Here is a 13,092-nt window from a genome sequence, read left to right on the forward strand (position 1 = left end):
CTTGTTTCGCCAATCATCAACAGCAAAGCATCGCGCCCAGGGGGCGCTCCTGCAGGACTTCCTTTCTTGCGGGCATCTCGCTGTGCGAGAAAATCGGTGGATCAGCCGCGCTCTCTCGCCAGCAACTCCTGCTTGCGTGGCAATCCCCAGCGATAGCCTCCCGGCGAACCGTCGCCGCGGATCACGCGATGGCACGGGACGACCACGGCGATGCGGTTGTGCGCGCAGGCGCTGGCTACCGCGCGTGCAGCACGCGGCGCGCCGAGCGATTGCGCCAGGCCGGCGTAGCTGACAGTGTCACCGGCCGGGATCTTCATCAGCGCCTCCCAGACGCGCTGCTGGAAGCCGGTACCGAGCAGATCCACCGGCACGTCCGCGTCRCCACCCGCCAACCGCTCCGCCACCGCGCGCAGGCGGGGCGCAAGAAAGTCGTCGCGGCCTGCTTCGACACGTTCGAGTTGCGCCAGCGCAAATTCTTCGCGCAGCCGCCGCTCCAGCGTCGCATCGTCGTCACCCAGTTCCACCGCGCAGATGCCACGCTCGGTGGCAGCCACCAGTGTGCGGCCAAGCACGGTATCGACCACGGTCCAGCGGATCGCCACGCCACGGCCTCCCGCACGGTATGTCGCGGGTGTCATGCCCAGTTTCGTCGCGCCCTGCTCGTACAGCCGCGAAGGCGAGCCATAACCGGCGTCGTACAGCGCAGAGGTTACGTCGCTGCCCATGCGCAACGCGTTCTTAAGCGTGCCGAGCTTCTTGCGCGCGAGGTACTCGGCGGGGCTCAGCCCGAAGCGCGCGCGAAAACGTCGCTGCAGATGGGACGCGCTGACGCCCGTGCGTGCCGCCAGTTCGGACAACGAGGGGTCGCCTTCGTCGAGCAGGCGGCGTGCCGCTTCGACAGGATCGGCGGCGGAGGCGGAGGAATCGGAGGAAAGCGGTCGGCGCGGCATCGTGTCCATGCGCCCAGACTAGGGCGCACGCGGCGGTCGGGCTATCCGGATCTTGCGCTGCGCGCGCCGTGCAGCCGGAGGAGCGGGAAGTGGCCAAATGCCTGACCGACCGGCATTCGACCTCACGTCCCCGCCTCGCTCCTGCCCTATTGCGCCCAGCGACCCGGACCCGGCGAATCGGGCAGCACCTGCGCCGACAGTTTGCGGTCCTGGCCCAGGACGCTGATCGCGTCCGAGAGGATGGCGGCGGATTCGCGCAGCAACGGATCCGGACGCTTGTCGGCCAGCTTCTCGCGCTGCGCGTCCTTCACGATGTCGCGCTCGGACGCACCGAGACCGTCGTCGGCCAGGTCCTCGGCCAGCGGGTCCAGCGCCAGGCCCAATGCCTTGCGTTCGGCCTGCCGCTGCTTGCGCTGCACGTCCTGGCGCTCGCGCTCGGCGCGGCGCTCGGCTTCATTGAGCGAGACGTACTTCTTGGCGGCCTCGGCACGGTACTGGGCCACGTCCTCGGACCACCACTGGAACTCCTTGTCCTTCGCCGAACGCGCAGCGTGCAAGGCCTCGAGACGCGGCAGCAGCGGCGCGAAGTTGCCGTACTGCGTGTGCGGGACGGCAGCGATGCGCGTCCACGGCAGCGCGTTGTCGTACGTGCTTTCGCCGTACTCGCTGGCGTCCACGCTCACGGGGAACGCGATGTCCGGGACGACGCCCTTGTGCTGCGTGCTGCCGCCGGCCACGCGGAAGAACTGCGCGATGGTCAGCTTCACCGAGCCGAAGCGCGGCGCTTCATTGGCGGGCCAGCGGTCCAGGTCGACCATGTTCTGCACGGTGCCCTTGCCGAAGCTGGTCTCGCCGATCACGAGGCCGCGCCCGTAGTCCTGGATGGCACCGGCGAAGATTTCCGATGCGGACGCGGAATAGCGATTGATCAGCACGGCCAGCGGACCGTCCCACGCGACACCGGTCTTGCGGTCGCTGTTGACGGTGACGCGGCCGCCGGACTCGCGCACCTGCACGACCGGGCCCTTGTCGATGAACAGGCCAGTGAGTTCCACCGCCTCGTCGAGCGAACCGCCGCCGTTGTTGCGCAGGTCCATCACCACGCCGTCCACGCCCTGCGTCTTGAACTGCGCGAGCAGCTTCGAGATATCGCGGGTCGCGGAGTTGAAATCGTTCGGGTTGCGCCGACGGCCTTCGAAATCCTGGTAGAACGCCGGCAGCTTGATCACGCCGATGCGGCGCGCGGGCTCGGTACCGTTGGCCGGCAGTACGATGGTCTCGGCCTTGGCTGCCTGCTCTTCCAGCTTGACCTTCTGCCGGGTGATGGTGACCTGCGCATGCTTGCCGTCAATGCCCGCTTCGGCTGGGATGTACTCGATGCGTACCTGCGTATCCTTCTTGCCGCGGATCTGAGCCACCACGTCGTCGATGCGCCAGCCGATCACGTCGGTCAACGGCCCCGACTTGCCCTGCCCGACCGCCACGATGCGGTCGCCGATCTTCAACTTGCCGCTCAGGTCGGCCGGGCCACCCGGCACGATCTCGCGGATCGCCACCAGGTCGTCCTGGCGCTGCAGCACCGCGCCGATGCCTTCCAGCGACAGCGACATGGACTGGTTGAAATTCTCGGCGGTGCGCGGCGTGAAGTAATCCGTATGCGGATCGATCGCGCTGGTGTACGCGTTGAGGAACGTCTGGAAGACATCCTCGGTCTTGAGTTCGTTGATGCTGCGCTGGAGGTTGGCGTAGCGCTTGTCSAGCGTCTTGCGGATGTCGTCGGGCTTCTTGCCGGCCAGCTTCAGCCGCAGCCAGTCGTTCATCACCGATTTCTTCCAGATCCCGTCCAGGGCCTTGCCATCGGCGGCCCACGGTGCGTCTTCGCGGTCGTATTCCCAGCGCTCGCTGCCGGTGAAGTCGAAGTCCTGCTTCAACAGGGCGCGGGCGAAGGCGACGCGCTGGCCCACGCGCTGCTTGTAGACGGTGAAGATCTCGTAGGCCGGCTCGAGGTCGCCGCTGCGGATGGCATCGTCCATCTTCGTCTTGTAGGGCGCGAAGCGTGCGATGTCGTCCGCCGTGAAGAACTGCTTGCCGCCATCGAGGGCTTCGAAATAGCGCTTGAACACTTCCTGCGACAGCGCATCGTCGAGCGGGCGCGGACGATAGGCGTAACGGCTGTCGGACAGCAGGCCGTACACCAGCTTCGACGTGCTGGCCTGGTCGGCGGTCGGCGCCACCGCGATCGCCCCCCCATCGCCGCGCGCGAGCAGCGCCAACGGGGTCGACAGAGCCAGGGCCAGCAGCAGGAGGGGGACTTTCTTCAGTGTCATTGCGTACTCATGGCCCCGGGGGCCCGTCAGGCGGAACGTAGGTCGGTTTCGACACGAAGACAGTGCACAAAGTTGCGCGCCTTGTCATCTGCCTTTCGGCAGCCTAAAGGCGGTGGCGTAGGAAAAGGTGAACCGCGCCCGTGCTCCGGTCGCCCACGATGCGGACAGGCTTCTCTGCGACGCGACGGCGACCGCGCCGGCGCGTTCAGCCCGCGTGCTGTGCGGTGAAGGCGGCCTGCGCCGCCTGCTGGTCGGCGTGATACGAGGAACGCACCAGCGGTCCTGACGCGACGTGGCTGAAGCCCAGCGCCTTGCCGTAGTCCTCGAGGGCCTTGAACTCCTCGGGCGTCCAGTAACGCAGCACCGGATGGTGGTGCGGCGTCGGCTGCAGGTACTGGCCGATCGTGACCATGTCGACGTCGTGCGCGCGCAGGTCGCGCAGCGTGCCCTGGACCTGCTCCATGGTCTCGCCCAGCCCCAGCATGATGCCGCTCTTGGTCGGCAGGTGCGGGTGCTGCTGCTTGAAGCGCTGCAGCAGGGTCAGCGACCACTGGTAGTCGGCGCCGGGGCGGACGTTCGGATACAGGTCCGGCACGGTTTCGATGTTGTGGTTGAACACGTCAGGCGGATTGACCGCCAGGATCTCCAGCGCGCGGTCCATGCGGCCCTTGCCGCGGAAGTCGGGGGTGAGGATCTCGATGCGCGTGGCGGGCGAATGCGCGCGGATGGCGGCAATGCAGTCGACGAAGTGCTGGGCACCGCCGTCGCGCAGGTCATCGCGGTCAACGCTGGTCACCACGACGTACTTCAGGCCCATGTCGGCGACCGTGTTGGCCAGGCTCAGCGGCTCGGACGCATCCGGCGGCTTGGGCCGGCCATGGGCGACATCGCAGAACGAGCAGCGCCGCGTGCATACCTCGCCTAGGATCATGAAGGTGGCGGTGCCGTGGCCGAAGCACTCGTGGATGTTCGGGCAGCTGGCCTCCTCGCACACCGTGACGAGGCGGTTTTCGCGCAGCTTGGCCTTGAGCTTGGCCACCGAACCATCGGACGGGATGCGCACGCGGATCCACGACGGCTTGCGCAACACGGGCGCATCGGCGAACTGCACCGGCGAACGCCCGATCTTGTCGTTGCCGAGTTGCTTGGCGCCCGTTTCCAGCGGTGCGGGAACGGAACTGACGACCTGGAGGGGAATCACGCGAGCGGGGGTATCGGCCATGAGGTCATTCTAGCCGCTTTCACCGGCCGGCCCCGGCCCGGCGCGAGCCTCTCGGCTACGGGAAAGGCGCTGGGCGACGCTGCCGGGTCAAGGGGCGCCGGGGGCTACGGCCGCGCAGCTCGGGACTCTCCTGGCCCTGGGTCCTGATGCCTGCGGCGCGGGAATAAAAAAGCCCGCAACGGCTAGGCCATTGCGGGCTTGCTCCCTCCCCCACGTCGGGATGCGGGGCCATCGTGAAGGGCGTGTTACGGGTGTTGCACGCTGCACTGCAAAACAGAACCCGCGGGTTCACCCTTTTGTGACGTGATGTCACATATATGAATGCGAGCAAAACCCTCGCTGTTGCGGCGTGTTACCGATATCAGACCAATTCTCAGGTGGGCAAAGAGAATTTCGGTTACGTTCTTCACTCCATTTACCTGAACAGGGCGCGCGGGTCGGGCGCGCGCGAATGCTGAGCGTGCGAGCCAGCGCCAGCCTGTGGTGCGTCGGGGTGCCCTTCCATCCGCACGCGACGCCGCCTCCGCGCCCGGCCCAAGGATCAAAGCGCTGCGGCGAAATGACCGTGGAAGCCGAGCGGCACCGTGTACGGCAGCCACGCCTGCGCCAGCGGACCGTCGTCGACCCGCCGCGCATTGAGTACAGCGATGCCGCTGCAGCCTTTCGCCGCGTCGAGCAGGGTGCCGACCAGCCAGCCGTCGTCGGGACGCGTGCTGCCGGGGCGCGGGACGAACAGGTGTTCTTCGACCAGCACGTCGCGACCGTAGTCGTGCATCTGGCGCCGGTCGCGCGCGAGATCGAACGCACCGATGCGGCTGAAGTACGGCGCGGTGGATCCGTCGGCATGGATCGGGGCATACAGACGCGCGGCGTCCCGCGAGGGTGTCCGCGGATCGAACACGGGGAACTCGATGCCCACGATGCCGGTGTCCTGCCAGTGCGCCTTGCCGGTGCGCAGGTCCAGCACCAGCTCGCGAAGCGGACCCTTGCCGCCGTGCGCATCGCCCCGTGCATTCCCGTTCATGGCGGCCTTCATGGGCGAGCGCGCTTCTTCCAGGTCGAGGTGCTGCACTGCGCGGACCGTGATGCGGCCCTTGTGTTCGCGCGCGTCGCCGAAATGGTAGATGGCGGCGAAGTCGGCCTCGAACCAGCGCGCCTGCGACGGCGTGGCCTTGTCGACGACGGCGATGCGCAGCGGCTGGTCGGGCCGGAAGCGCAGGCGCTCGAAGAACGCACCCTTGCCTTCGAGATACCGGAACGGGATGAGCGCGAACACTAGATGCTGATCGGTCATCGCGAAGCTGTGCAGGTAACCCGGCACCGGCGTCTCCAGCACATCGGCCGACGCCAGCGTCCCGTCGCGGCCGATGTGCCAGACCACCAGGCCGTTGCCGCCCATCATCGCGATGGAACCGAAGTTCCACGACGAGCCGTCGCGATCCTTCAGCGGATGGGCCGAGAACGGTATCGCCGCCAGGTCCGGGCGCCAGGTCACGGGGCCCAGCGTCGCCAGATCGTCCGGATCCAGTTCGAACGCCGATCCCGCTTCGGACAGCGCGAACAGGCGCCCATCGATCATCGTCACGGAGGTGTTGGCGGTGTTCGCATCGTCGTTGTTTCGGATCGGCTGCATGTCCGGGATGGACGTGCCCGCGACGGGATAGAGGAAGCGGCCTGCCTTCTGCTCGCGGGTGAACTTGGGCGTGGCGACCATGCGCGCATGGTGGCGCAACGTGCCGTCGCCGTCGAATCGCCAGCCGTGCACCATGCCGTCGCCATCGAACCAGTGTTCGTAGCGGAAGCCCGCGCGCTCGGTCCAGGCGGGTCCGTTGCGATACAGCGTGCCGGCGAAGCCCGCAGGCAGACGCCCCTCGATCTGCACGGTGGCAGGCCCGAGCGTTTCGGACTGCACGGAGGTCCACCCGGCCAGCCACGGCTGCTCGCGCAGGGCGGCGGCGAAGCGGGCAGGGTCGCCGGCGAAGGCTTCTTCGCCACGCAGGAACGCGGGCGCGATGGCCAGCGCTGTCGCGCCGGAAAGGAGGTTGCGCAGGAAACGGCGGCGATCCATGGCCTGGGTCCTCAGCGCAGCGCGATGTCGATGGCGGCGTCCTGCGCGCCGATGGCGATGCGCGCTTCGTCCCAGGTCGGCTTGCGCATCACGCGCGGGTTGTTGCTGAAGCCGTACGCTTCGACCGGCATGCCGATCATGTTGCTGTCGAGCTTGCCGTTGCCGTTTTCGTCGTGGGTCACCAGCACGGCGTAGGCGCCCGGCGCCAGGCCCTTGAACACGAACGTGGCGGTGTCGCCGCGCGGTGGCGCGCCGTCGGCCTGTACCGGCTTGGCCTGGCCATCCCAGCCGGCCTGGGAATCGACGACCGCCACCTTGATCACGCCCGTCTGCGCGCGCACGTCGCGCAGCACGACGGTCAGGTCGGCCGCATGCGCGGGCAGGACGGCGGCGACCAGCAGGGTGGACAGGCACAGCGTGCGACGGGCGATGCAGTTCATGGTGGGCTCCGGTAGCGAGGGGACGTGCGGCCAGTGTCGTCGTCGCCTAGCATGGAATCAGTTGCCAGCCGTCACCACCTGCACCTGCCGGAAGTCACTCCGCGGCAGCCTGCGGTACGGGCGGCCCTGCGACGATCGGACCAGGCGGTCCGAACAGGTATCCCTGGACCTGGGTGCATCCCAGCGCGCGCAGCAGCTCGAACTGCCGCAGTGTTTCCACGCCTTCCGCCGTCACGGTGAGCCGCATGGCGCCGGCCAGCTGGATCACCGACGCGATGATCGACGTGTTCATGTGGCGTGCGCCGTCCTTCAGCAGGGCGGCGGCGAACGATTTGTCCAGCTTGATGCTGTCGAACGGCAGCTCGCGCAGCTGCGCCATCGACGAGTAACCGACGCCGAAATCGTCGATGGCGATGCGGATGCCCGCTGCACGCAGCCGCTCGAGCACATGGCGTGCCGCGGCGGGGTCGCGCGCCAGCACCGATTCGGTGATCTCCAGCTCAAGCCGGCCAGGCGGCATGCCGACCCGGTGCAGGATGTCCAGCACCGACTCCACCAGCGTCGGAGACGCCAGCTGGACCGGGGAAACGTTGACCGCCAGCGTGGTGTCCGCGCTCCAGCACATCGCGTCGCGGCAGGCACGCTCGAGGACCCATAGACCGATCGGGAGGATCAGGCCGGATTCCTCCGCCGCCGGGATGAAGTCCATCGGGGCGATGCGCCCATGCAATGGGTGCCGCCAGCGCAACAGGGCCTCGTAGCCGCGGATGCGCTGGTCGTCGGCCGCCAGCACCGGCATGTAGTCCAGTTCGAGCTGGCCAGCATGTGCGGCCATCGCCAGGTCGCTGACCATGGCCAGCCGCTCCTGCAGCCGCTCGCTCATCCGCGGCGAATAGTGCCGCARCATGTCGCGCCCCTCGCGCTTGGCCGCATACAGGGCGTTGTCCGCCTGGCGCAGCAGCTCCCCGCTGTCGGCCGCATCGGTCGGCTGCGAGGCGCCGATGCTGGCGCGCACGTCGACCCGGTAATCCGCGATCTGTTCCGGGATCCTGAGCATCTCGAGCACCGGCGACAGGCGCGCATGCACTTCGTCTTCCGCGCCCTGCACGGGCAGGCCGCGCAGGAGCATGGCGAACTCGTCCCCGCCCAGCCGCGCCAGCAGGTCGCCCTGACGGCACACCTGCCGCAGGCGCCCTGCCACGATGCACAGCACCTGGTCGCCCGTGGTGTGCCCGAGGCTGTCGTTGATCGTCTTGAAGTTGTCCAGGTCGATCATCGCGACGGCATGCGGTCCGCTGCGCTCCTTCTTCAGCGCCGCCAGGAACGCACGCCGGTTGGGCAGTCCTGTCAGCGGATCGTGGTGGGCGAGATGATGCAGGTGCCGTTCCCGCGCGAGCGACTCGGCTTCCCGCAGGCGGGCATCGGAAACGTCGCAGCCGACGCCGCGCCATCCCACCCACTCGCCATCGGGTGCGCACAAGGGTTTCGCGCTGAGCATCCAGCTGCGCGGCCGGCCCTCGATCTTGGCTTCCATCACTACCCCGGTGAACGCCGCCCCCGTTCGCAGGCGCGACCGCAGTGCGTCGGGACCGATGCTGTTTCCATCGCCCTGCACCGCCACCAGTCGCTGCTGCGCGAACAGGCCGTCGAGCCGCTGACCGACCAGCTCGGCCTGGCCCCGCCCCAGCAGGTGCACCAGGCGATGGCCCGCGCGGGTCAGGACACCGTCGCGGTCGCTTTCCCACAGCCAGTCGTTTGCCTTGCTTTCGAAGTCGCGCAGCAACAGGCCCACGATCTGCCCCTGCCGGTCCGCGGCCAGCTCGGCTTCCACGCGGCGCACGAACAGGTGCGAGGCGAACAGCAATGCGATCGACAGCATCACGGCGTAACAGCACAGCAGCGTGACCGTCGTGCCCTGCGCGAGGAAATCGAGCCGCACCACCATCAGGCAGGCCGACACGGTCAGGATCGACATCCAGGTGAAGGACACGATGGGCATGGTGATGCCCGCCAGCACGCCCGTCGCGATCAGCCCCGGCGTGTAGGCACTGAGCAGCAGGCGACTGCCGTCGCTGCCGGCGAGCGGCGCCCCCAGATAGATGCCCGACCCGCACGCCAGCGCACACAGCGCGCACCAGAGCACGCCCACGTGCAGGTCACGGTGTCGCAGTGATGCTTCGCCGGCACGCTGCGCACGTCGCGCGCAAACGACGGCATGCCAGCCCCACCCGAGATGGGTAGCGGTGAAGCATGCGAACCAGGGCCACGCGCCACGCGCATCGATGAAAGGCCACATGACCCACAGCACACCGCCTGCCGTGTAGAAGTTCGACGCCACGTACCAGGGCACGACGCGGAACAGCGCGCGCAGCCGCCGTCCCAGCAACACCCGGTTCGCTTCCTCGTCCGCACGGGGCAACGCCCAGCACAGCCGCAGCCTTTCCCATATGCCCCGCATGGCCTGTCTCCCTCAGGCGCTGCGTCCACAAACGTGAGAAAGTCACATTAATCAATGGCTTGCAGCGGGGATATTAGCGGCCCGCGTCAGGATCCGTGCAACCCGTCCACCCTGGCGCCGATCCTTGGCGCGCCGGGGCCTGTCATGCAGCGCGCGAGACGGCGTGCTCGCGGCGGAAGCGGACTGCGGCCGCCAGCCGCTCCAGGACGGCGACCGAGTCGTCCCATCCGAGGCAACCATCGGTGATGCTCTGTCCGTAACGCAGGGGTTGCTGTTCGACGAGCTCCTGGCGGCCACCGATCAGGTGGCTTTCCACCATCACGCCGACGATGCGCGCCTCGCCCTGCGCCATCTGGCGGGCAATGTCGTCGATCACCGCGGGCTGGTTGTCGGGATTCTTGCCGCTGTTCGCGTGGCTGGCATCGACCATCAGGCGTGTCGGCAGGCCAGCTTTCGCCAACACCTGGCTGGCCGCTTCGATGCTGGCCGCATCGTAGTTGGGCGTCTTGCCGCCGCGCAGGATCACGTGGCAATCCGGATTGCCCGCCGTCGCGGCGATGGCGGAACGTCCTTCTTTCGTCACCGCCAGGAAATGATGCGGATGCGACGCCGCCCCCACGGCATCCACGGCGATCTTCACGTTGCCGTCGGTGCCGTTCTTGAAACCGACCGGACACGACAGGCCGCTGGCCATCTCCCGGTGCACCTGGCTCTCGGTGGTACGCGCGCCGATCGCGCCCCACGCCACTAGGTCGCTGACGTATTGCGGCGAAATGGTGTCGAGATACTCGCAGCCCGCCGGCAGGCCAAGCGCATTGATGTCGCGCAGCAGGCGGCGCGCCAGGCGCAGGCCGCGGTTGATGTCGAAGCTGCCGTCCAGTGCAGGGTCGTTGATCAACCCCTTCCAGCCGACCGTGGTGCGCGGCTTTTCGAAGTACACGCGCATGACGATTTCCAAGTCGTCCGCCAGCGCATCGCGCAGGGGTTTCAACCGTTGCGCGTAGTCCATCGCGGAAGCGGGATCGTGGATGGAGCACGGACCGATCACGACGATCAGGCGGTCGTCGCGGCCATGCAGGATGTCGTGCAGCGCACTGCGCGCATCCGAGACGGTCTGCGAGACGGCATCGTCGCAGGGCAACTCGCCGATCACGGCGGCGGGTGTCACCAGCTCATCGAGTTTGCGGATGCGCAGGTCGTCGGTGTGGGGGGCCATGGGGGTTCTCCGGGTCAACAAAAAAGCCGCCAGGTTCGCTGGCGGCTTCAAGGGGATTCTTCTGGTGTCTACCTAGAATGAACGCAGCCCCGTCTCCGCCGTAGGTTCGCGGTAATACCAAAACCAGAAGCGGGCGCGGGTCGGGTTCATCGGAGAGTAGAGATATCACGCCTTTCGCGGACTGGCGAATGTTTCATCTGCAACCTGGAATGGCACGTCCATCGTCCCCCGCATGCGCAGAGGGAACATCGTGAAACGCTTGTCACGCGCGCCGCCCAGCGGTGGCCGAGTGCGGCACACGATCGCGTTGGCCCGGTTGTCGCATCCCGCGACGCCACCGGTCCCGGTGCACCATGGCCCTGTCCCGCCGACACCTGCTCGCGGCGCCCGCCGCGTTCGCCGCCACCACGCTGCTGCCCGGTCCTGCGCTGGCCGCGCTGGCCGCGCAGACGCCCGCCCTGCCCGACCTGTCCGACTGGGAGGCCGTGCGCGCGCAGTTCGCGCTGGATCCGGCCTACCTGCATTTCGCGTCGTTCTTCATCGCCAGCCATCCCACGCCGGTGCGCGACGCGCTGGAGGGCTACCGGCGCGCCATCGACGCCAACCCGTTCCTGTTCGTGGAGCGCGCGATGTTCGAAGACGATGCCCACAACCTGCCGCTGCRGGTCTGTACGGAAGTGGCGGAGTACCTGGGCGGGCGCGGCGACGAGGTATGCCTGGCGCGCAGTACGACCGAAGGACTGGCGCTGGTCTATCACGGGCTGCCGCTTCAACCCGGCGACGAGGTCTTGACCACGGTGCACGACCACTATTCGCACCACGAGTCGATCCGGCTGGCGACGACGCGCGCGAATGCGACGATGCGGAAGGCCACGCTCTTCAAGCAGGCACGCGATGCCAGCGTCGACGAAATCGTCGGCAACCTGAAGGCCGCCATGCGCCCGCAGACGAAGGTGGTGGGCGTGACGTGGGTGCACTCCAGCACCGGCATCCGCCTGCCGATCCGCGATATCGCCACGATGCTGCGCAGCCTACCCGACCCGCCCCTGCTGGTCGTCGATGGCGTGCACGGGCTCGGCGCAGTCGACGATACCGTCGCCACGATGGGAGCGGACTATTTCTGCGCCGGCACGCACAAGTGGATGTTCGCGCCGCGCGGCACCGCGCTGGTGTGGGCGAATGCGGCGAACTGGGGCCGCCTGCGGCCCCTGGTGCCCAATTTCACCGAGATCGAAAGCTACAACGCGTGGACCGAAGATCGCCCGCCGGCTGGACCCGCGAATGCCGCACGGATGACGCCCGGCGGTTTCCACGCCTTCGAGCACCAATGGGCAATGGCAGCCGCCTTCCGCATGCACCGGCAGATGCAGCGACCGCGCGTCGCCGCCCGCATCGCCGCGATGAACGACCAGCTCAAGCAGGGATTGGCTGGCCTGCCGAAGGTGAAGATGCACACCCCGCGCGCTGCGGCGCTGTCGGCAGGCCTGGTCGCCTTCGAGATCGACGGCATGGCGCCGACCGAGGCGGTGAAGCAGTTGCTCGCGCGCCGCATCATCGCCAGCACCAGTCCCTATGCCGTCACCTACGCACGCCTTGCACCCAGTCTGGTCAACACGCCGGACGAAGTGGATGCAGCCTTGCGTGCGGTGCGCGCCCTCGCGGCCTGACCGGCAAACAAAAAAACCCCGCCTCGCGGCGGGGTTTTCGTGGAACGGTTACGCGGGAAGCGGACTTCTTAGAAGTCCATGCCGCCCATGCCGCCCATGCCACCACCGGCCGGCATCGCCGGCTCGTCCTTCTTCGGAGCCTCGGCCACCATCGCTTCGGTGGTGATCATCAGGCCCGCGATCGAAGCGGCGTTCTGCAGCGCGGAGCGCGTGACCTTGGTCGGGTCCAGGATGCCGAACTCGATCATGTCGCCGAACTCGCCGTTGGCGGCGTTGTAGCCGAAGTTGCCCGAACCGTCCTTCACGCGGTTCACGATCACCGACGGCTCTTCACCGGCGTTGGTCACGATTTCGCGCAGCGGGGCTTCCATGGCGCGCAGGGCGATCTGGATGCCGTGGTTCTGGTCTTCGTTGGCGCCCTTCAAGGTGCCGATGGTCTGCAGCGCGCGGATCAGCGCCACGCCACCGCCGGGGACCACGCCTTCTTCCACCGCCGCACGCGTGGCGTGCAGGGCGTCTTCGACGCGGGCCTTCTTTTCCTTCATCTCGATCTCGGTCGAAGCGCCGACCTTGATCACGGCCACGCCGCCGGCCAGCTTGGCSASGCGTTCCTGCAGCTTCTCGCGGTCGTAGTCCGAAGAGGTCTCTTCGATCTGCGCCTTGATCTGCTTGATGCGCGACTGGATGCGCTCGGCATCGCCGGCGCCGTCGATGATGGTGGTGTTCTCCTTGGAGATCACGACC

Annotated in this window: 9 protein-coding genes; 1 reads left to right on the forward strand and 8 read right to left on the reverse strand. The window is 67.7% G+C overall.

All coding sequences use genetic code 11. From position 1 onward, the window contains the following. Nucleotides 1-101: 101 nt before the first annotated feature. The 7 genes from AC04L7_RS03990 to AC04L7_RS04020 form a co-directional block, all read right to left on the reverse strand. On the reverse strand, nt 102-950 hold the full coding sequence (locus AC04L7_RS03990) for a bifunctional transcriptional activator/DNA repair enzyme AdaA (RefSeq protein ID WP_475512556.1): 849 nt from the start codon (nt 948-950) through the stop codon (nt 102-104). A 146-nt stretch (nt 951-1,096) separates the two neighbouring features. Beyond that, nucleotides 1,097-3,277, reverse strand: a complete 2,181-nt coding sequence (locus AC04L7_RS03995; RefSeq protein WP_299347090.1) for a carboxy terminal-processing peptidase — start codon at nt 3,275-3,277, stop codon at nt 1,097-1,099. 205 nt (nt 3,278-3,482) lie between these two features. Then, nucleotides 3,483-4,499: a lipoyl synthase gene (gene lipA / locus AC04L7_RS04000; protein ID WP_299347092.1), complete on the reverse strand. Its 1,017-nt coding sequence runs from the start codon at nt 4,497-4,499 to the stop codon at nt 3,483-3,485. A gap of 541 nt (nt 4,500-5,040) precedes the next feature. Beyond that, a complete protein-coding gene (locus tag AC04L7_RS04005; protein ID WP_299347094.1) occupies nt 5,041-6,567 on the reverse strand; it encodes a carotenoid oxygenase family protein in 1,527 nt (508 codons plus the stop codon). Between the two features lie 11 nt (nt 6,568-6,578). Beyond that, complete coding sequence (locus AC04L7_RS04010) at nt 6,579-7,007, reverse strand: DUF2141 domain-containing protein (protein ID WP_299347095.1); 429 nt, start codon at nt 7,005-7,007, stop codon at nt 6,579-6,581. Nucleotides 7,008-7,101: 94 nt separating this feature from the next. Beyond that, nucleotides 7,102-9,465: a putative bifunctional diguanylate cyclase/phosphodiesterase gene (locus AC04L7_RS04015; protein WP_299347097.1), complete on the reverse strand. Its 2,364-nt coding sequence runs from the start codon at nt 9,463-9,465 to the stop codon at nt 7,102-7,104. 142 nt (nt 9,466-9,607) lie between these two features. Next, nucleotides 9,608-10,681, reverse strand: coding sequence for a 3-deoxy-7-phosphoheptulonate synthase (locus AC04L7_RS04020; RefSeq protein WP_299347099.1), 1,074 nt, complete (start codon nt 10,679-10,681; stop codon nt 9,608-9,610). 353 nt (nt 10,682-11,034) lie between these two features. Between AC04L7_RS04020 and AC04L7_RS04025 the strand changes: the two genes are divergently transcribed. After that, nucleotides 11,035-12,348 (forward strand): aminotransferase class V-fold PLP-dependent enzyme, encoded by a 1,314-nt coding sequence (locus tag AC04L7_RS04025; RefSeq protein ID WP_475512557.1) that lies wholly within the window; start codon nt 11,035-11,037, stop codon nt 12,346-12,348. A 68-nt stretch (nt 12,349-12,416) separates the two neighbouring features. On the opposite strand, the gene AC04L7_RS04030 is transcribed toward AC04L7_RS04025, so the two are convergent. Next, the coding region (locus tag AC04L7_RS04030; protein WP_475512558.1) for a TCP-1/cpn60 chaperonin family protein at nt 12,417-13,092 on the reverse strand (676 nt) is incomplete at its 5' end.

The sequence above is a fragment of the Pseudoxanthomonas sp. LjRoot204_2 genome (genome assembly GCF_056175765.1).